This is a genomic window from Pseudomonas sp. R2-60-08W (genome assembly GCF_003852335.1).
Classification (GTDB): Bacteria; Pseudomonadota; Gammaproteobacteria; order Pseudomonadales; family Pseudomonadaceae; genus Aquipseudomonas.
In genome coordinates, this window is record NZ_CP027731.1 from 4,873,990 (window position 1) to 4,892,803 (window position 18,814).

18 protein-coding genes are annotated in these 18,814 nt (G+C 60.8%); 13 read left to right on the plus strand and 5 right to left on the minus strand.

The genetic code is table 11. From position 1 onward, the window contains the following. Nucleotides 1-43 precede the first annotated feature (43 nt). The 3 genes from C4J90_RS22255 to C4J90_RS22265 all read left to right on the plus strand — a co-directional run bounded on the left by C4J90_RS22255 (nucleotide 44) and on the right by C4J90_RS22265 (nucleotide 2,507). Complete coding sequence (locus C4J90_RS22255; RefSeq protein WP_124420829.1) at nucleotides 44-1,600, plus strand: bifunctional aminoglycoside phosphotransferase/ATP-binding protein; 1,557 nt, start codon at nucleotides 44-46, stop codon at nucleotides 1,598-1,600. Between the two features lie 93 nt (nucleotides 1,601-1,693). Beyond that, entirely contained in the window at nucleotides 1,694-2,038 is a 345-nt protein-coding gene (locus tag C4J90_RS22260; protein WP_124364415.1) for a pentapeptide repeat-containing protein, read from the plus strand. 196 nt (nucleotides 2,039-2,234) lie between these two features. Beyond that, entirely contained in the window at nucleotides 2,235-2,507 is a 273-nt protein-coding gene (locus C4J90_RS22265) for a TfoX/Sxy family protein (RefSeq protein ID WP_124364416.1), read from the plus strand. A 219-nt stretch (nucleotides 2,508-2,726) separates the two neighbouring features. Here the strand turns inward: C4J90_RS22265 and C4J90_RS22270 are convergent, their stop codons facing one another. From C4J90_RS22270 to C4J90_RS22280, 3 genes are read right to left on the minus strand one after another with little or no spacing between them, the layout of a single operon-like run. Beyond that, nucleotides 2,727-3,494: a heme ABC transporter ATP-binding protein gene (locus C4J90_RS22270; protein ID WP_124368361.1), complete on the minus strand. Its 768-nt coding sequence runs from the start codon at nucleotides 3,492-3,494 to the stop codon at nucleotides 2,727-2,729. Further along, a complete protein-coding gene (locus tag C4J90_RS22275) occupies nucleotides 3,494-4,477 on the minus strand; it encodes an iron ABC transporter permease (protein ID WP_164487620.1) in 984 nt (327 codons plus the stop codon). The genes C4J90_RS22270 and C4J90_RS22275 overlap by 1 nt, the downstream gene beginning before the upstream one ends. Nucleotides 4,478-4,527: 50 nt before the next feature. Beyond that, nucleotides 4,528-5,406, minus strand: a complete 879-nt coding sequence (locus C4J90_RS22280) for a hemin ABC transporter substrate-binding protein (protein WP_124364419.1) — start codon at nucleotides 5,404-5,406, stop codon at nucleotides 4,528-4,530. Nucleotides 5,407-5,561: 155 nt separating this feature from the next. Here C4J90_RS22280 and C4J90_RS22285 point away from each other — a divergent pair, with 155 nt between their 5' ends. Continuing rightward, on the plus strand, nucleotides 5,562-5,879 hold the full coding sequence (locus C4J90_RS22285; RefSeq protein WP_124364420.1) for a Rieske 2Fe-2S domain-containing protein: 318 nt from the start codon (nucleotides 5,562-5,564) through the stop codon (nucleotides 5,877-5,879). Here the strand turns inward: C4J90_RS22285 and sfsA are convergent. Together sfsA and C4J90_RS22295 are read right to left on the minus strand one after the other, a co-directional pair. Beyond that, nucleotides 5,876-6,589: a DNA/RNA nuclease SfsA gene (sfsA, locus tag C4J90_RS22290; protein WP_124364421.1), complete on the minus strand. Its 714-nt coding sequence runs from the start codon at nucleotides 6,587-6,589 to the stop codon at nucleotides 5,876-5,878. The genes C4J90_RS22285 and sfsA overlap by 4 nt on opposite strands. Then, nucleotides 6,589-7,761, minus strand: coding sequence for a pyridoxal phosphate-dependent aminotransferase (locus tag C4J90_RS22295; protein WP_124420830.1), 1,173 nt, complete (start codon nucleotides 7,759-7,761; stop codon nucleotides 6,589-6,591). The genes sfsA and C4J90_RS22295 overlap by 1 nt, the downstream gene beginning before the upstream one ends. A gap of 318 nt (nucleotides 7,762-8,079) precedes the next feature. Here C4J90_RS22295 and dksA point away from each other — a divergent pair, with 318 nt between their 5' ends. From dksA to panC, 9 genes are all read left to right on the plus strand, one after another. Next, nucleotides 8,080-8,523, plus strand: coding sequence for an RNA polymerase-binding protein DksA (dksA, locus tag C4J90_RS22300; protein ID WP_003194150.1), 444 nt, complete (start codon nucleotides 8,080-8,082; stop codon nucleotides 8,521-8,523). Between the two features lie 84 nt (nucleotides 8,524-8,607). Next, nucleotides 8,608-9,495, plus strand: coding sequence for a tRNA glutamyl-Q(34) synthetase GluQRS (gluQRS, locus tag C4J90_RS22305; protein WP_124420831.1), 888 nt, complete (start codon nucleotides 8,608-8,610; stop codon nucleotides 9,493-9,495). Between the two features lie 62 nt (nucleotides 9,496-9,557). Then, complete coding sequence (locus tag C4J90_RS22310; protein ID WP_003176118.1) at nucleotides 9,558-9,734, plus strand: hypothetical protein; 177 nt, start codon at nucleotides 9,558-9,560, stop codon at nucleotides 9,732-9,734. Then, entirely contained in the window at nucleotides 9,718-12,672 is a 2,955-nt protein-coding gene (locus C4J90_RS22315; protein ID WP_164484567.1) for a sensor histidine kinase, read from the plus strand. The genes C4J90_RS22310 and C4J90_RS22315 overlap by 17 nt, the downstream gene beginning before the upstream one ends. A gap of 22 nt (nucleotides 12,673-12,694) precedes the next feature. Further along, on the plus strand, nucleotides 12,695-14,125 hold the full coding sequence (locus C4J90_RS22320; RefSeq protein ID WP_124364425.1) for a sigma-54 dependent transcriptional regulator: 1,431 nt from the start codon (nucleotides 12,695-12,697) through the stop codon (nucleotides 14,123-14,125). 694 nt (nucleotides 14,126-14,819) lie between these two features. Continuing rightward, nucleotides 14,820-16,223, plus strand: coding sequence for a polynucleotide adenylyltransferase PcnB (locus C4J90_RS22325; RefSeq protein WP_124420832.1), 1,404 nt, complete (start codon nucleotides 14,820-14,822; stop codon nucleotides 16,221-16,223). A gap of 2 nt (nucleotides 16,224-16,225) precedes the next feature. Beyond that, a complete protein-coding gene (gene folK, locus C4J90_RS22330; RefSeq protein WP_124415610.1) occupies nucleotides 16,226-16,708 on the plus strand; it encodes a 2-amino-4-hydroxy-6-hydroxymethyldihydropteridine diphosphokinase in 483 nt (160 codons plus the stop codon). Between the two features lie 322 nt (nucleotides 16,709-17,030). Further along, entirely contained in the window at nucleotides 17,031-17,831 is an 801-nt protein-coding gene (panB, locus tag C4J90_RS22335) for a 3-methyl-2-oxobutanoate hydroxymethyltransferase (protein ID WP_124364428.1), read from the plus strand. Continuing rightward, the gene (panC, locus tag C4J90_RS22340; RefSeq protein WP_124420833.1) at nucleotides 17,828-18,679 is read left to right on the plus strand and encodes a pantoate--beta-alanine ligase; all 852 of its coding nucleotides are present in this window, start codon (nucleotides 17,828-17,830) and stop codon (nucleotides 18,677-18,679) included. Before panB ends, panC begins: the two co-directional genes overlap by 4 nt. Nucleotides 18,680-18,814 lie beyond the last annotated feature (135 nt).

Here is an 18,814-nt window from a genome sequence, read left to right on the forward strand (position 1 = left end):
ATAATGCTTGCCATGATTTCTCCCAGACTTTGAAGGATCGCCCGTGAGCCAGTCCCTGATTGCCGCCCTGCAAAACCCGGCGTTGTACCCGCATCCGGTGGAAGCGTTTCAAGTCATTGAAACCCATATTTCCTGGGTGATCCTGACCGGTCCCTATGCTTATAAACTGAAGAAACCGATGAACTTCGGCTTCCTCGATTTCACCGACCTGGAAAAACGCGGTCACTTCTGCAACGAAGAGCTGCGCCTCAACCAGCGCCTGACCGAAGATTTGTATCTTGAAGTTTTGCCAATTACCGGCACTGCCGACGCACCGCAATTGGCGGGCGACGGCCCGGTGATCGAGTACGCGCTGAAAATGCGTCAGTTCCCGCAAAGCCAGATGCTGAGCACCTTGCAAGCCAACGGTGAACTCACCAGCGCGCACATAGACGAAATGGCCAGGCAGATTGCGCACTTTCACCTCAACGCGCCCAAGGTCCCGCAGGAGCACCCGGCCGGTACTCCGGAAGAAGTGATGGCACCGGTCCGCCAGAACTTCGAACAGATCCGCCCTTTCCTGAGTGACAAGGCCGACCTCATTCAACTGGAAGCCCTGCAAGCCTGGGCGCAAAGCAGCTTCGAACGCCTCAAGCCATTGCTGGAGCAGCGCAAGCTCAACGGTTTCACCCGCGAATGCCATGGTGATATCCACCTGGGTAATGCCACGCTGATCGACGGCCATGTAGTGATCTTCGACTGCATCGAATTCAACGAGCCGTTCCGCTTTACCGACGTGTACGCCGACACCGCGTTCCTGGCGATGGACCTGGAAGACCGTGGCCTCAAATGCCTGGCACGCCGATTTATCAGCCAGTACCTGGAACTGACCGGCGATTATCAGGGGCTGGAGCTGCTGAATTTCTACAAGGCTTATCGCGCACTGGTGCGGGCGAAAGTCGCCCTGTTCAGCATGCCGAGCGAAGCCGACCCGGTGCAACGCGCCACCACCCTGCGCCAGTACCGTAATTATGCCAATCTGGCGGAAAGCTACAGCACGATTCCGTCGCGCTTCCTGGCCATCACCCACGGGGTTTCGGCTGTGGGCAAAAGCCATGTGGCCATGCGCCTGGTCGAGGCCTTAGGCGCTGTTCGCGTGCGTTCGGATGTGGAGCGCAAGCGCCTGTTTGGCGAGCAGCAGGTTGAAAACACCCCGCAAGCCGGCATCTACAGCGATGACGCCAGTGCTGCGACGTACACGCGCCTGAATGAAATAGCCGACACCGTGCTGCGCGCAGGTTTCCCGGTGGTGCTGGATGCCACCTTCCTCAAACGCGCACAACGTGACTCGGCGGCCCGGGTTGCCGAAGCCACCGGCGCCCCGTTCCTGATTCTGGATTGCAACGCGCCCCAGGCCGTCATCGCCAGTTGGCTGGCACAACGTCAGGCAGATAAAAACGATCCGTCCGACGCAACGTTGCTGGTTATTGAAGAACAAAACGCCAGTCGTGACCCGCTGACCGCTCAAGAGCTGCTGTTGAGTAAACGCGTCGAGACCAATGAAAGCGGGACGCTCGATGCATTGGTCGGACATATTCGTCAACGCTTGCCCGGCCTGTAAGAAATATTTCTCGGTCGTGTCGTCTACGTTGGCGCACGACCACTGCAATAGTGGCACTATAATGGCGCCATAATTCCAACAGGAGTCGCCGTCATGAGTCAGCCCAAGCTTCTTGATACCCCACTCTACGCGCTCCTGCATAAGGACGACATTCGGGGCTTCAACCAAGAGCGCCCCGAAGGCGGCGTTATCGACATGCGCGGCGGCGACTTCCGAGGGTTGGACCTGCGCGAACTGAACGCTGCGGGGATCGACTTTACCGACGCCTATTTCCGCTCCGCCGACCTGCGCGGGCTGGATTTACGCGAATGCTCATTGGAAGGTGCCAGCCTGGCCCATGCGCAGATTTCCGGTACTTACTTCTCACCCGACCTGACGGCAGACGAGATTCTGATGTCGGTGAATTTCGGTACCCGCCTGCGTTACCGCACCAAATAACCTCAAAACTCCGGCTCCCGGCTGCGCTTCAGCTTGCCGGGCGTTTTCCCGTGCCTGACACGTAGGGTCATTCTTATAAGCTTTTCAGCCGTTCTCGAGCAAAGAATCACGCTTTTCCTACTGAGCGCTACACTCATTTTCAGGCTTGCCTGGTCACGATACCCACCGCACCATTCGGCCGTCGCAAGGAGGCTTGATGAACGATGAGCTGCAACACCTGAAGAATCTTGGCAAGACGTCGGCGCAGTGGCTGCATGCGGCGGGCATCCACAGCGCGTCCGACCTGCGCCGCCTGGGCGCGGTCGATGCTTACCGAGCCGTGCGAACTCGCGGGTTCCGGGCATCAAAAGTGTTGCTGTATGCGATTGAAGGCGCGTTGATGGACGTGCATTGGAACGACATTCCCACGGAGCGCAAGGAAGCGTTGAACCGTCAGTTGGAGGCGCTCTCAACGCGCCAGAAGATGTAGATCCACCAATCAATCCAGTATTTTCAGGATTTTTGAGAAAAGTAAGGGAATGTTGTTGACTCTCAAATGAGAATCGTTATGATTATCACAACTGGTCGCGAGATCAGCCGATAACTGAAAGACCATTGGTTCGGACTCTCAGATTATCTCCTCATCAGGCTAATCACGGTTATTTGACCCGGCTCTTGCCGGGTCTTTTTTTGCCTGCGAAACGCCGGTTCAACGCGCGATGATCAACGGATGACCACGCTCCGGATGCAACTGCACCAACACATCCAGACCAAACACCGCCTTGAGCGGCTCGGGGCGCAGCACCTGTGCGGGCGTGTCCAGGGCGCGCGGGCATCCGTTCTCCAGCAACAGAATTCGATCACAGTAACGTGCGGCCAGGTTCAGGTCATGCAGGATCACCAATACCGCTGCGCCACGATCGGCAAAGCGCCGGATCGCCTGCAAGGTCGTGTGCTGATGCAACGGATCGAGCATCGATGTCGGCTCATCCAGCAATAGCGTCTGGCCCGCCTCGCCCGGCCATAATTGCGCCAACACACGGGCCAGGTGTACCCGTTGACGCTCCCCGCCCGACAAGGCCAGGTAACTGCGACCACTCAAGTGCCCTACATCCGCCGCCTGCAGTGCCGCGCTGATGATTTCCTCATCGCGTACTCGCCCGGTCTGATGCGGCAAACGCCCCAGTCCTACAACCTCTTCGACACGGAAAGCGAAGTCCAGGGTCGAGCTCTGGGGCAGTACCGCCAGGCGCTGGGCTCGTTGCGCGCCGCTCCAATGCTTTAACTCTTGCTGATCCAGCCAAACCTTGCCCTGATCAGGGGTCAACTCGCCGCACAGCGCGCTGAGCAAGGTACTTTTGCCTGCACCATTGGGCCCCAATACGCCGAGCACTTCGCCCGGCAGCAGCTCCAGGGTGACATCTGCCAGTACGGTTTTACGCCCACGACGGATCTGCAACGCTTCCACCCGCAGCATCAGGCGCGCCCTCGCAGCAATAAATAGAGAAAAAATGGCGCGCCAATAAACGCAGTGACGATACCGATCGGCAGTTCCGCCGGCGCCATCGCCAAACGCGCCACCAAATCCGCCAACAGCAACAAACTCGCGCCCGCCAGCACCGAAGCCGGCAATAACACCCGATGGTCCGGTCCGGCCAGCAACCGCACCAGGTGCGGCACCACCAACCCGACAAAGCCGATCATGCCCGCCGCTGCCACCGCCGCACCAACGCCCAGCGCCGTACAGAACACCAGCTCACGCTTGAGCTTTTCCACATCAATGCCCAGGTGGCTGGCTTCGGACTCACCCAGCAACAGCGCATTCAAGGCCTTCGCCCGGCGCGGCAACCACAGCGCCACGCCCGCGCTCACCAGCAGCAACGGCCATAAACGTGAATAGCTGGCACCATTGAGGCTGCCCAGGTTCCAGAATGTCAGGGTACGCAAGGTGGCGTCGTCCGCCAGGTAGGTAAACAGACCTACAGCAGAACCGGCCAGGGCTGTCAGCGCGATGCCGGCGAGCAACATTGTTGCGACGTTGGTCTGACCATTGCGTCGCCCCAGTCGATACACCAGCGCCGTGACGCCCAGGCCGCCCAGAAACGCGCAAATCGACAAAAGATACGGCCCGAGCGCCTCCGGCAGCCCGCCAAACAACGAGCCGCCGACGATGGCCACCGCAGCCCCCAGCGCCGCGCCACTGGACACACCCACCAAGCCAGGATCGGCCAGCGGGTTGCGAAACAAGCCCTGCATCGCCACCCCCGACAAGGCGAGCACACCGCCCACGGCCAGGCCCAGTAACGTGCGCGGCAAGCGAATCTGCCCCAGGATCAACTCTGCCTGTTCGAGCCCCTGGGCCTCAATCGGCACTCCGATCATTCGCAGCGCAGCCCTGAGCGTGTCGAACAGCGGCAGGCTGACCGGTCCCAGGGCCAATGAAAGCCAGATCGCCAGCAGACATAACAGCGCAAGCCCGATAAACAGCGTTTTCGGTTTAACCAACCGGGTCATGGGGCGGGTTCAGCCTGGGACGGGTAAAAGCCTGCGGACAACTGCGCCAGGCTCTGCGGCAGGCGTGGCCCAAGCCCGCCCACCAGCAGCGTCGGGTCCAACTCCAGCACCCGGCCGTTCCTGGCCGCTGGCGTGGAAGCGAGGATGGGGTTTTCCTTGAACAACGCCACCCGGGCCGCTTCACCACTGAGCGCCCGATCAGCAACTACCAGCACATCCGGGCTCAACCCGGCCAGCGACTCCGCCGAGAACGGTTTGTAACCACTGTGAGTCGCCAGATTACGGCCGCCGGCCTGCTCCAGCATCCAGTCAGCGGCGGTGTCTTTACCGGCGATCAACGGCTTGCCGCCGGCATGCCCGAGCAACAGCAACACACCGGGCGCTTTCTGCGTCAACCGGGCCTTGGTCACCCAGGCTTTCTGCTGATCCAGCGCCTGCTCATATCCGGCAAACAATTCGTTGGCCTTGGCCTCGCTGCGCAGCAGCTTGCCCAGGTGCGCCAGGTTGGCTTTCAGGCTGGGTAAATCCGGTTGTGCCGAGAACATCTCTACCTGTACGCCCGCGTTGCGGATCTGCGCCAGCACCGGTGGTGGCCCCATCTCTTCGGTCCCCACCAGCACCTGCGGGCGCAGGCTGAGAATGCCCTCGGCCGACAATTGGCGCTGATAACCAATACTGGGCAATGCCTTGAGCGACGCTGGATGCTGGCTGGTGGTGTCCACGCCGACCAGCTTCGGCTCGCCCCCCAATGCCGTCACCCATTCCGATAACGCGCCGCCGGCGCTGACCCAGCGTTGCGGCAGGTCCAAGGCTTGGGCCGCGTGGCTGACCAGCAGTCCGGCAACTAGCGCAATAACGCTGGCACTCAGGCGCATAACAGGGTTTCCTTCCAAGGCAGGGCCGCTCAAGCACTCATTGATGTGACAGATAAACCCTGCCCGGCATCGTAGTGAGCACCCGATCAGCTGACGGGCGAAGCGGGCATTTGATAATTGTTTGCATTTGAACGTCAAGGCACTTAAGGATTGAAATGAAGTTTCTCTGCCCCTCCGAGGCCTTGGCGCCCGACAGCAGCCTCGGTTTTGATATCGACGGTTGCAAACTGTTGGCCGTGCGGCGCGCTGGCGTTGCCTACTTCTATGTCAACCGCTGTCCCCATCGCGGCATCCCACTGGAATGGCAGCCGGACAGCTTCCTCGACTCAAGCGCCAGCCTGATTCAATGCGCCACCCATGGCGCGCTGTTCCTGATCGAAAGCGGCGAATGCATTGCCGGCCCGTGCGCAGGCCAAAGCCTCACCGCCCTGCCCGGCCGCGAAGACGCACAAGGCCTGTGGGTGCAACTCTAGTTGCCCAGCAGCACCTTCAACGGCCGTTCGATACAGATTTCTTCAGGCGTGACCCGCACGCCGTACGCCAGCACCTCCACACCCGCTGCCTTGGCCTCACGCAACGCGGCGGCGTAGCCCGCGTCAATTTCCACCGCTGGGCGCACCGCATCGATCCCCGACAAATTAACGCAGTACAACTGCACCGCCCGCACGCCTTCGCGCGCCAGGTGGGCCAACTCCCGCAAGTGCTTGGCACCGCGCTGAGTCACCGCATCGGGGAACGCCGCCACAGAGGTGCCATCAAAGCCCAAGGTGACACTTTTGACTTCGACAAACGCCGGACCGTGCGGGTAGTCCAGGCGAAAATCGATCCGGCTTCGTTCCTGCCCGTAAGGCACTTCGCGTTTCAACGCGGTAAAGCCGTTGAGTTCAGTGATCAGTCCGGCGCGCAGTGCCTCTTCGACCAACTGATTGGCGCGTGCGGTGTTGACGCAAGCCAACCGACCCTGGGGCGTTTCGGCGATTTCCCAGGTACCGGGCAATTTGCGCTTGGGGTCGGCGGAACGGCTGAACCAGACCTGGCCGCCTTCGACCATGCAGTTGAGCATCGAACCGGTATTCGGACAGTGAATGGTGAGCAACTCGCCGGTAACGGTTTCGATATCGGTGAGAAAACGCTTGTAGCGGCGGATCAGCCGCCCTTCTTCGAGGGGAGGATGAAAACGCATCAGCCTTGCCAACTCCGCAGGCCACGGGCAATTCGCTCCACCGCCTCTTGTAGCCGGTCGAGGTTTTGCGTGTAGGCAAAACGCACATGATGACCCGCCTGATAACGGCCGAAATCCAGCCCGGGGGTAAAGGCCACATGTTCGGTTTCCAGGAAATGGCGGCAGAACGCGAAGGCATCTCCACCAAACGCGCTGATATCGGCATACAGATAGAACGCGCCTTCGGGCTCTACGGCGATACCAAACCCCAACTCACGCAGGGCCGGCAGCAGGAAGTCGCGGCGCCGGCCAAACTCGGCGCGGCGCTCTTCCAGAATGCTCAGGGTTTGCGGGGTGAAACAGGCCAGGGCCGCGTGCTGGGCCATGCTCGGCGCGCTGATGTAGAGGTTCTGCGCCAACTTCTCCAACTCAGCGACCGCTGCAGGTGGCGCCACCAGCCAGCCCAGGCGCCAGCCGGTCATGCCGAAATACTTGGAAAAACTATTCAGGACGAAGGCATCGTCGTCGACTTCCAGCACGCTCGCGGCGTCAGTGCCGTAGGTGAGGCCGTGATAGATCTCATCCACCACCAGATGGCCGTCGCGCGCCTTGATGGCGTTGGACAGGTCGGCCAACTCGTCCCGCGTCAGAAGCGTCCCGGTCGGGTTGGCCGGGGAGGCAAACAGCGCGCCGACGCTGTCCTGGTTCCAGTGTTGCGCCACCAGGTCGGCGGTCAATTGGTAGCGTACTTGCGGGCCGACCGGCACCAGCTGCGCCGCGCCCTCGATCAAGCGCAGGAAATGCCGGTTGCAGGGGTAGCCCGGATCCGCCAGCAGCCAGTGCTTGCCCGGATCCACCAGCAGGCTGGTGGCCAATAACAACGCACCGGAGCCGCCGGGCGTGATCAGAATGCGCTGCGGATCGATGCTCAACCCGTAGCGGTGCTGATAGAAACCGCTGATCGCCTCGCGCAATTCGGGCAGCCCACGGGCGGCGGTGTAACGGGTTTTGCCATTGGCCAAGGCGGCCTGGCCTGCCTGGATAATCGGTTCGGCGGTGGTGAAATCCGGCTCGCCGATTTCCAGATGGATCACGTCGTGGCCGGCTGACTGCAGCTCATTGGCGCGCGCCAGCAATGCCATGACATGAAAAGGTTCGATGGCGCGACTGCGCGCACTGTAGGGCTGAGCCATTAGCCTTCCTAGACGGTGAGGACAAAATCAGGATTCTACCGAACCCTCGCGATAAAACATGTTCTATTGCCTGCCCGGCCGACTTCACGGCCAGGCAAGCGCCGGCAAAACGACTAAAATCAACATTCGAGACGGGACATACCCAGCCACGACGGGCCGCTGCAGTTTGCAACCCCCGACGCGACAGGCTCGACAACCGGGAGTGGCGCACCCCGAATCTATCTGGTAAGTTCGCCCGCTTGCAGCCGCAGGGCCGGCAGGTGTCGGTGACGTTGCAATCCTGCGCAATGGATTAGAAGAGTGAGAGGCGGTCTATTCATGTCCACCCAAGCAAAGCAACAGCAGACTCAAGGCCTCGGCGGCTTCGAACCCTATGTGGAAAAAAAGGGCGAGGAGTACATGGGCGAGCCCATGCGCGAGCACTTCACCAAAATCCTGAACAAGTGGAAACAGGATTTGATGCAGGAAGTCGACCGCACGGTTGACCATATGAAGGACGAAGCAGCCAACTTCCCTGACCCGGCCGACCGTGCCAGCCAGGAAGAGGAGTTCGCCCTCGAACTGCGCGCCCGCGACCGCGAGCGCAAGCTGATCAAGAAGATCGACAAGACCCTGCAACTGATCAAAGACGAAGAATACGGCTGGTGCGAATCCTGCGGCGTTGAGATCGGTATTCGTCGCCTGGAAGCCCGTCCGACCGCGGACCTCTGTGTAGACTGCAAGACCTTGGCCGAAATCAAGGAAAAACAGGTCGGCAAGTAATGCTTGTCGAGCTGAACGAATGGGGCGTGCGAACGCCCCATTTTTGTTGCTGGCGTTTACCGATTTTCCAGTAGTATCCGGCCCATGACTGCCTCTACCTATATCGGGCGCTTCGCCCCCACGCCCAGCGGCCATTTGCACTTCGGCTCCCTGGTCGCCGCCCTCGCCTCCTACCTCGATGCCCGCGCCAATCAAGGCCGCTGGCTGATGCGCATGGAAGACCTCGACCCACCTCGTGAAGAACCCGGCGCCCAGACGGCAATCCTGCATGCCCTGGAAAGCTACGGCTTTGAGTGGGATGGCGAACTGGTCCGCCAGAGCGAGCGGCACGACGCCTACGCCAAGGTGCTGAACGACTTGTTCAACCACGGCCTGGCCTACGCCTGCACCTGCTCGCGCAAACAGCTGGAACCCTACAACGGGATTTACCCCGGGCTTTGTCGCAATGCCGGACACGACCAGCAAGATGCGGCTATCCGTCTGCGCGTGCCCGAGCTTGAATACCATTTTACCGACCGCGTACAGGGCGAGTTCCGACAGCACCTGGGGCGCGATGCAGGCGACTTCATCATCCGCCGCCGCGACGGCCTATATGCCTATCAATTGGCCGTGGTCCTGGATGACGCCTGGCAAGGCGTTACCGACATCGTGCGCGGCGCCGACCTGCTCGATTGCACGCCACGCCAGCTTTACCTGCAGGAATTGCTCGGCCTGCGCCAGCCGCGTTATCTGCATGTGCCGCTGATCGTCCAGCCGGACGGTCACAAACTGGGCAAGTCGTACCGTTCGCCACCGCTGACCGCCGACCAGGCCACGCCATTGTTACTCAGAGCGCTACGCGCCCTTGGCCAGCCGGCCGGTGACGAGCTGCTTTACGCCAGCCCCAGGGAACTGCTGGATTGGGGCATTCGGCAGTGGGATGCCACACGGATCCCGCGCACACTCACCCTCGCCGAAGCGCAATTGAACTGAAGGCGCTTGCAGCTTGCCAGCCATCCGTTACCATCGCCGCAATTCTTCAATCAGAGGCCAACATGTACATCTATCGATTGGTCCTGCTGCTGGTCGTCGGGATCTACCTGTTTTCCCCCGCCATCATGGACTGGTGGATCGATGCCACGGGCGCCTGGTACCGTCCTTATCTGCTCTGGCTGATCCTGATCGTCGTGACCTTCATCCTGCAGAGCCAAAAAGATGCCGATGAGCTTTAGCCTCACCCAGATGCTGCTGATCAGCGCCGCCTACCTGGCGGCATTGTTCGGCGTCGCCTGGATCAGTGAGCGTGGAATGATTCCGCGGGCGATCATTCGCCATCCCTTGACCTACACCTTGTCCCTGGGCGTATACGCCAGCGCCTGGGCGTTCTACGGTACGGTGGGCCTGGCCTATCAATACGGCTACGGTTTCCTCTCCAGCTACCTGGGGGTGTCCGGTGCGTTCCTGCTGGCGCCGGTGCTGCTGTACCCGATTTTGAAAATCACCCGCACCTATCAGTTGTCCTCCCTGGCGGACCTGTTTGCCTTTCGTTTTCGCAGCACCTGGGCCGGCGCACTCACCACGATTTTCATGTTGATCGGCGTGCTGCCGTTGCTCGCCCTGCAGATCCAGGCAGTGGCCGACTCGATCAGCATCCTCACCCGCGAGCCGGTGCAACATCGCGTTGCCCTGGCCTTCTGCGCCTTGATCAGCCTGTTCACCATTTTCTTTGGCTCACGCCATATCGCCACCCGCGAAAAACACCAGGGCCTGGTGTTTGCGATTGCCTTTGAGTCGGTCATCAAGCTGGTCGCCATCGGCGGCGTCGGCCTTTATGCGCTCTACGGCGTGTTCGACGGCCCGCAACAGCTGGAATTGTGGCTGCTGCAAAACCAGACCGCCCTCGCCGCCTTGCACACGCCCCTGCAGGAAGGCCCCTGGCGCACGCTGCTGCTGGTGTTCTTCGCCTCGGCGATCGTGATGCCGCACATGTACCACATGACCTTCACCGAAAACCTCAACCCGCGTTCATTGGTCAGCGCCAGCTGGGGTTTGCCACTGTTCCTGCTGTTGATGAGCCTGGCGGTGCCGCTGATTCTGTGGGCCGGCCTGAAACTGGGGGCCACCACCAACCCTGAGTATTTCACCCTCGGCATCGGCATTGCCGCCAACAGCCCGGCCCTGGCGCTGTTGGCGTATGTCGGCGGTTTGTCGGCGGCCAGTGGCTTGATCATTGTCACCACGCTGGCACTCTCCGGGATGGCGCTCAACCACCTGGTGCTGCCGCTGTACCAACCACCGGCCGAAGGCAACATCTACCGCTGGTTGAAATGGACGCGCCGCGCGCTGATCGTCGCGATCATCATGGCCGGCTATGCCTTTTACCTGCTGCTGGGCGCCGGGCAAGACCTGGCCAACCTCGGCATCGTGGCGTTTGTCGCCACCTTGCAGTTCCTGCCGGGCGTGCTCTCGGTGCTGTACTGGCCGACCGCCAATCGCCGTGGCTTTATCGCCGGGTTGCTGGCGGGCATCCTGGTGTGGCTGGTGACCATGCTGCTACCGCTGGTCGGCAACCTGCAGGGTTTCTACATACCGTTGCTGAATATGATTTACGTGCTGGATGACACCAGCTGGCACATGGCCGCAATCGCTTCGCTGGCCGCCAACGTCCTGATGTTCACCCTGATCTCGCTATTCACCAACGCCAGCCCCGAAGAAACCAGCGCCGCCGAAGCCTGCGCGGTAGACAACGTGCGCCGCCCGCAACGCCGCGAGCTGCATGCGGCCTCGCCCCAGGAATTCGCCACGCAACTGGCCAAGCCGCTCGGCGCCAAGGCCGCGCAAAAGGAAGTCGAACAGGCCTTGCGCGATCTGTACCTGCCGTTCGACGAGCGCCGTCCCTATGCGCTGCGGCGCTTGCGCGACCGTATCGAAGCCAACTTGTCCGGGCTGATGGGCCCCAGCGTGTCCCAGGACATGGTGGAAACTTTTCTGCCTTACAAGGCCGGTGGCGAAAACTATGTGACCGAAGACATCCATTTCATCGAAAGCCGGTTGGAGGACTATCACTCACGCCTCACCGGCCTCGCCGCCGAGCTTGATGCCCTGCGCCGTTACCACCGCCAGACCCTGCAGGAACTGCCGATGGGCGTGTGTTCCCTGGCCAAGGACCAGGAAATCCTGATGTGGAACAAGGCCATGGAAGAGCTTACCGGCATCGCCGCGCAACGCGTGGTCGGCTCTCGCCTCAATACCCTCGGCGACCCCTGGAAAGAATTGTTGCAAGGTTTTATCAACCTGCCCGACGAGCATTTGCACAAGCAGCACCTGGCCCTCGACGGCCAGACCCGCTGGCTCAACCTGCACAAGGCCGCCATTGACGAGCCCCTGGCCCCAGGCAACAGCGGCCTGGTGTTGCTGGTGGAAGACCTCACCGACACCCAGATGCTCGAAGACAAGCTGGTGCACTCCGAGCGCCTGGCCAGTATTGGTCGCCTGGCCGCCGGTGTGGCGCATGAGATCGGCAACCCGATCACCGGCATCGCCTGCCTGGCGCAGAACCTGCGGGAAGAGCGCGAGGAAGACGGTGAAATCACCGAGATCAGCGGGCAGATCCTCGAGCAGACCAAGCGCGTGTCGCGCATCGTGCAGTCGCTGATGAGCTTCGCCCACTCCGGCGCCCATCAGAATCAGGACGAAGCGGTGTGCCTGGCCAAAGTGGCGCAGGACGCCATTGGGCTGCTGGCCTTGAACCGGCGCAATTTCGAAGTACAGTTCTTTAACCTGTGCGATCCGGACCACTGGGTCGATGGCGACTCACAACGCCTGGCCCAGGTCCTGATCAACTTGCTGTCCAACGCCCGCGATGCGTCCCCGCCGCACAGTGCGGTACGCGTCAAGAGCGAGGCTTTCGAGCACACGGTCGACCTGATCGTGGAAGATGAAGGCAGCGGCATTCCACAGAACATCATGGACCGATTGTTCGAACCCTTCTTCACCACCAAGGACCCAGGTGAAGGTACCGGTCTGGGCCTTGCACTGGTCTATTCCATCGTTGAAGAGCATTATGGACAAATCACCATCGACAGCCCGGCTGACACCGAAAGCCAACGCGGCACCCGTATCCGGGTGACCTTGCCGCGTCATGTCGAAGCGACGTCCGCTGTGAACTGAGACCGTCGAGAGAATTGAATCAATGCCGCACATTTTGATCGTCGAAGACGAAACCATTATCCGCTCTGCCTTGCGTCGCCTGCTTGAACGTAATCAGTACCAGGTCAGCGAAGCCGGCTCGGTGCAGGAAGCCCAGGAGCGGTTCAGCATTCCCACGTTCGACCTGATCGTCAGCGACCTGCGCTTGCCGGGCGCTCCGGGTACCGAATTGATCAAGCTGGGCCAGGGCACTCCGGTGCTGATCATGACCAGCTACGCCAGCCTGCGCTCGGCGGTGGACTCGATGAAGATGGGCGCGGTGGACTACATCGCCAAGCCTTTCGACCATGACGAGATGCTGCAGGCTGTGGCGCGCATCCTGCGTGACCGCCAGTCGGCCAGCAGCGCGCCAGCCGAACCCCGTCCGGCAGGAAAAGCAGCCGACAAACCGGGCGTCGATAACAGTAACGGCGAAATCGGCATCATTGGCTCCTGCCCGCCGATGCAGGACCTTTACAGCAAGATCCGCAAAGTGGCACCGACCGACTCCAATGTATTGATCCAGGGTGAGTCGGGCACCGGCAAGGAACTGGTGGCCCGCGCGCTGCATAACCTGTCCAGGCGCGCCAAGGCCCCGATGATCTCGGTGAACTGCGCGGCGATCCCCGAATCCCTGATCGAGTCGGAATTGTTTGGCCACGAAAAAGGCGCGTTCACCGGTGCCAGCGCCGGGCGTGCGGGCCTGGTCGAAGCCGCCGACGGCGGCACGCTGTTCCTCGACGAAATCGGCGAGTTGCCCCTGGAGGCCCAGGCGCGCTTGTTGCGAGTGCTGCAGGAAGGCGAGATTCGCCGGGTCGGTTCGGTGCAATCGCAAAAGGTCGATGTACGCCTGATCGCAGCGACGCACCGTGACCTCAAGAGCCTGGCCAAGATCGGCCAGTTCCGTGAAGACCTGTATTATCGCCTGCATGTGATTGCGCTCAAGCTGCCGCCATTGCGCGAGCGTGGCGCCGATGTCAACGAGATCGCCAGCGCGTTCCTGCTGCGCCAGAGCGCGCGCATCAACCGTACCGATCTGAAGTTTGCGCCGGACGCAGAGCAGGCGATCCGGCATTACGCATGGCCGGGCAACGTGCGTGAACTGGAGAACGCCGTCGAGCGCGCGGTCATCCTGTCGGAAAGCCCGGAAATATCCGCCGAGCTGTTGGGCATCGATATCGAGCTCAGCGATCTGGACGACGACGACTTCATCGGTCTGGCGCCACAACAGGGCGCAGGTAGCGCGACCAGCCATGAGCCGACGGAAGATTTGTCCCTGGAAGACTACTTCCAGCATTTCGTCCTCGAGCACCAGGACCACATGACCGAAACCGAACTGGCCCGCAAGCTTGGCGTAAGCCGCAAGTGCCTGTGGGAACGTCGCCAACGCCTGGGCATTCCACGGCGCAAGACCGGTGTTCCCAGCGAGAGCTGAGGTAACACCTGCTAATGTGAAAAAACTGTTACCGCAGATATTTCACGTAACAAAAACCGGGGCTTACGGTAACGAAGCCCCGGTTTTTTTTCGCCCGCAAAACCCCGCAAATCACCTCAAACCCCTGCGTTTGCTGGGCGGCGCAAAAGTTGGCACGCACCCTGCTATATGCTTAGTACAAAAACAATAACAAGCTTTGTACAAGACAATAAAAATAAGACGAATCGACTCACGCATAACAAAAACAACACGGCGGAGGCGCAGCTAACTGATTCTTTTGGAGAGGCGTTGCATTTGGGGCTTGCCCCGCAACCAGGCCGAGAACAACAAAAACTGCCCTAAGGCAGAGCCTGAACTGGTTGGATCGTAGATCAGCAACACAGCGACCAAAGCAATCCGTTTGCTCTTGGCTCCCGATTGGGAGTGCCATGAAGGTGAAGCTTCCTGGCGAGGGCGATCAACAAAAACAAGAAGCCCGACACCATAATAAAAATAGAGTACGCAACTACTTCTGGGGGAGCTTCGGCTCCCCTTGTAGTTTCCGACAGTTAGCCCCTGGATTTGCCTTTTAAACGCTTATGGCGCAACGCCTGCAGCTTGTTCCTACACCATCCCCTGACTAAATGCTAGAATCCCGGCCCATCATGCGGTCATTCTTCGTTATGGCCGAACATTCCTTCAAACAGTGCATCCCATGCTGAAGAAGTTGTTCCAGTCATTCCGTTCTCCCTTGCGTCGTACGCAACACATTCGCAGCACGCCTGAAGTGCTTAACAGCAATCAGCATTCATTGCAGCGCGCTCAATTCAGCCGTTATGCGGTGAACATCGTCGAACGTTTGCAGAACGCCGGTTACCAGGCCTACCTGGTGGGCGGCTGCGTACGTGACATGCTGCTCAATATCACGCCGAAGGATTTCGACGTCGCCACTAGCGCCACGCCTGAACAGGTGCGTGCCGAATTCCGCAATGCGCGGATCATCGGGCGCCGCTTCAAGCTGGTGCATATCCACTTCGGTCGCGAAATCATCGAAGTCGCGACGTTCCGCGCCGGCCACCCGCAAAACGATGAAGAGGAAGACACCAATCAGTCTTCTCGCAACGAGAGCGGGCGCATCCTGCGCGACAATGTCTACGGCACGCTGGAAGAAGACGCGCAACGCCGCGACTTCACCATCAATGCCCTGTATTACGATCCAGTCAGCGAGCGGATCCTCGATTACGCCAATGGCGTACACGATATCCGCAACAACCTGATCCGCCTGATCGGCGACCCGACGCAGCGCTACCAGGAAGACCCGGTGCGCATGCTGCGCGCCGTGCGGTTCGCCGCCAAGCTCAACTTCGGTATCGAGAAACACACGGCCGCACCGATTCGCGAACTGGCACCGATGCTGCGGGAAATCCCGTCGGCACGCCTGTTTGAAGAAGTGCTCAAACTGTTCCTTTCGGGCTACGCCGCCGACACCTTTGAAATGCTCGTCGACCTGCAGTTGTTCGATCCACTGTTCCCGGCCAGCGCCGAGGCATTGGAACACAACCCGACGTACACCCACACGCTGATCAGCGAAGCGTTGATCAACACTGACTCGCGCATCAAGCAGAACAAGCCGGTGACCCCGGCGTTCCTGTTTGCCGCGCTGTTGTGGCCGGCCCTGCCCAAACGCGTACTGCGCTTGCAGGACCGTGGCATGCCGCCGATTCCCGCCATGCAGGAAGCCGCCCACGAGCTGATCACCGAACAGTGCCAGCGCATCGCCATTCCGAAACGCTTCACCTTGCCGATCCGCGAAATCTGGGACATGCAGGAGCGTCTGCCGCGCCGCAGCGGCAAACGCGCCGACCTGTTGCTGGACAACCCGCGCTTTCGCGCCGGCTACGACTTCCTGTTGCTGCGCGAAAGCGCCGGCGAGCAGACCGACGGCCTGGGTGAATGGTGGACCGACTATCAGGATGCCAATGACAGCCAACGCCGCGAGATGATTCGTGAGCTCGGCAGCAAAGGCGATAGCCTAGGCGAAGGGCCGAAAAAGCGCCGCCGCAGCTCCAGCAAGCGTAAACGCAGCGCCGCCGATGCCTCGGGCGCAACAGGCGAATAATCGTGGAACGTATCTACATCGGCATGGGCAGCAACCTGGCGGCCCCGCAGCAGCAACTGCGCAACGCTATCGAAGCCCTGGCGCACTTGCCCGACACGGCCCTCGTCGATGTATCCGCTTTCTATCAAAGCGACTCCCTGCTGCCAGGCCAACCGCGCTACACCAACGCGGTGGCGGCCGTGGACAGCAACCTCACGCCGCTGGACCTGCTCGACGCGCTGCACACCATCGAAAACGACCAGGGCCGCGAGCGCACCGAGCGCTGGGGGCCACGCACGCTGGACCTGGATATCCTGTTATTCGGTAATCGCCTGATTGATGAGCCGCGCCTCAAGGTGCCGCATTACCAGATGCACCTGCGGGCGTTCGTGCTTTATCCCTTGGCTGAGCTGGTGCCTGCCGACTTTCAGTTGCCCGAGGGCCAAACGCTGGGTGAACTGCTGACAGCCTGCCCATTCGTCGGCCTGGAACGCTTGCCTCTGTAGGAGCGAGCTTGCTCGCGAAAATCGTCAACGATCACGCGCTCAGCCTGATTGAACGCGGTGCCCTTGGATTCTTCGCGAGCAAGCTCGCTCCTGCAATCGCGTCCGTAACAGCGGTAACACCGCCATCGTAACAAGGCGGTAACACATCCAATTGACTTCCCGTGTCCTCCTCACGACTATAGGCGTCCCGCCGCCGCCAACCCGGCGCTGAAGGGCGCAATCCAGGCCATATAAGCACTGCTATCAAGACGGTGCGCCTGTATAAACGAAGACTCACGCGCGTTACTCGCTGTTTCCAAGCGCCTGAACGAGGACCCTTTTCATGCCAGACATTACCCTGACCACCTTGCAGAGCCTCAAGCTCAAGGGTGAAAAAATCACCATGCTGACCTGCTACGACGCGACCTTCGCCCACGCCTGTTGCCAGGCCGGGGTCGAGGTGTTGCTGGTAGGCGACTCCCTGGGCATGGTTCTGCAAGGGCATGACAGCACGCTCCCCGTCACCACCGATGAACTCGCGTACCACACCGCCAGCGTCAAGCGTGGCAATGACGGTGCGTTCATCATCGCCGACCTGCCATTCATGGGGTATGCCACGCTCGAACAGACCTTCCAGAACGCCGGCAAACTGATGCAGGCGGGTGCGCACATGATCAAGGTCGAGGGTGCCGTATGGCTCGCCGAGTCGATCCGGCTGCTGGCTGAGCGCGGCGTACCGGTCTGCGCGCACATGGGCCTGACGCCCCAGTCGGTTAACCTCCTGGGTGGCTACAAGGTCCAGGGCCGCAATGAAGCCCAGGCACGCCAGATGCGCGCCGATGCCATCGCCCTGGAACAAGCCGGCGTCGCGATGATTCTGCTGGAGTGCGTGCCCAGTGAACTGGCCGCCGAAATCACCCAGGCCGTCAAAGTACCGGTGATCGGCATCGGGGCTGGCTCCGCCACCGATGGCCAGGTGCTGGTGCTGCACGACATGCTCGGCCTGTCGATCAGCGGCCACGTGCCCAAGTTCGTGAAAAACTTCATGGCCGGCCAGCCCAGCATTCACGCTGCTCTGAGCGCTTATGTCAGCGAAGTCAAGGCCGTGACCTTCCCTGGCGCCGAACACGGATTCTCTGCATGAACACCGTTAAAACCCTGCGCGAACTGCGCGCCGCCGTGACCCACGCGCGCAACGCCGGCAAGCGCATCGGCTTCGTGCCGACCATGGGCAACCTGCACAGTGGCCACGCGACCCTGGTGAGCAAGGCTGCGCAGCAATCGGATTTCGTGGTGACAAGCATTTTCGTCAACCCGCTGCAATTCGGCGCCGGCGAAGACCTCGACAAATACCCGCGCACCCTCGCCGCCGATCAGGAACGGCTGCTGCAAGCCGGTTGCAACCTGCTGTTCGCGCCAACGGTGGAGGAAATGTACCCCGGCGGCATGACCGGCCAGACCCGCGTCAGCGTGCCGCTGCTGTCCGAAGGACTGTGTGGGGCCAGCCGTCCAGGGCATTTCGAAGGTGTCGCCACGGTGGTCAGCAAGCTGTTCAACATGGTCCAGCCGGACATGGCCGTATTTGGCCAGAAGGACTATCAGCAACTGGCGGTGATCCGTGCCATGGTGCATGACCTGAACATGCCGATCCAGATCATCGGCGAGCCGACCGTCCGCGCAGCCGATGGCCTGGCGCTGTCATCGCGCAATGGCTACCTCACCGAAGAGCAACGCGCGATTGCACCGGTGCTGTACCGCAGCCTCAGCCAGATTGCCGCCGCCATCAAAAGCGGTGAGCGTGATTTCGCCAGGCTGCGCGCCGAGCACATCCAGCAGATCGAAGCCGCTGGTTTGCGCGTGGACTACCTGGAGGTGCGCCAAGGCGTACACCTGCGGCCAGCTACTCCTGAGGATCGGGACATTGTGATTCTGGTTGCGGCCTATCTGGGCGCGACTCGCCTGATCGACAACCTGCATCTGACCCTCGACTGACCCCTGCCAACAGCCCGCCGATTGCCCTGATCGCTGTGCCGGTATAAAAAAGTACCGGCTACAGCGCAGACAAAGCCAAGACATATCGACACGCTAGGTTTAATGTAATCGCCCTGCGCGTATGGTTAGCGCTGT

Coding starts and splice junctions, on each gene's coding strand:
- gluQRS (WP_124420831.1), top strand. CDS start 8,608: ATGACTGCCTCTACCTATATCGGGCGCTTCGCCCCCACGCCCAGCGGC.
- C4J90_RS22295 (WP_124420830.1), bottom strand. CDS start 7,761: ATGGCTCAGCCCTACAGTGCGCGCAGTCGCGCCATCGAACCTTTTCAT.
- C4J90_RS22325 (WP_124420832.1), top strand. CDS start 14,820: ATGCTGAAGAAGTTGTTCCAGTCATTCCGTTCTCCCTTGCGTCGTACG.
- sfsA (WP_124364421.1), bottom strand. CDS start 6,589: ATGCGTTTTCATCCTCCCCTCGAAGAAGGGCGGCTGATCCGCCGCTAC.
- panB (WP_124364428.1), top strand. CDS start 17,031: ATGCCAGACATTACCCTGACCACCTTGCAGAGCCTCAAGCTCAAGGGT.
- C4J90_RS22285 (WP_124364420.1), top strand. CDS start 5,562: ATGAAGTTTCTCTGCCCCTCCGAGGCCTTGGCGCCCGACAGCAGCCTC.
- panC (WP_124420833.1), top strand. CDS start 17,828: ATGAACACCGTTAAAACCCTGCGCGAACTGCGCGCCGCCGTGACCCAC.
- C4J90_RS22315 (WP_164484567.1), top strand. CDS start 9,718: ATGCCGATGAGCTTTAGCCTCACCCAGATGCTGCTGATCAGCGCCGCC.
- dksA (WP_003194150.1), top strand. CDS start 8,080: ATGTCCACCCAAGCAAAGCAACAGCAGACTCAAGGCCTCGGCGGCTTC.
- C4J90_RS22320 (WP_124364425.1), top strand. CDS start 12,695: ATGCCGCACATTTTGATCGTCGAAGACGAAACCATTATCCGCTCTGCC.
- C4J90_RS22310 (WP_003176118.1), top strand. CDS start 9,558: ATGTACATCTATCGATTGGTCCTGCTGCTGGTCGTCGGGATCTACCTG.
- C4J90_RS22260 (WP_124364415.1), top strand. CDS start 1,694: ATGAGTCAGCCCAAGCTTCTTGATACCCCACTCTACGCGCTCCTGCAT.
- C4J90_RS22265 (WP_124364416.1), top strand. CDS start 2,235: ATGAACGATGAGCTGCAACACCTGAAGAATCTTGGCAAGACGTCGGCG.
- C4J90_RS22280 (WP_124364419.1), bottom strand. CDS start 5,406: ATGCGCCTGAGTGCCAGCGTTATTGCGCTAGTTGCCGGACTGCTGGTC.
- C4J90_RS22270 (WP_124368361.1), bottom strand. CDS start 3,494: ATGCTGCGGGTGGAAGCGTTGCAGATCCGTCGTGGGCGTAAAACCGTA.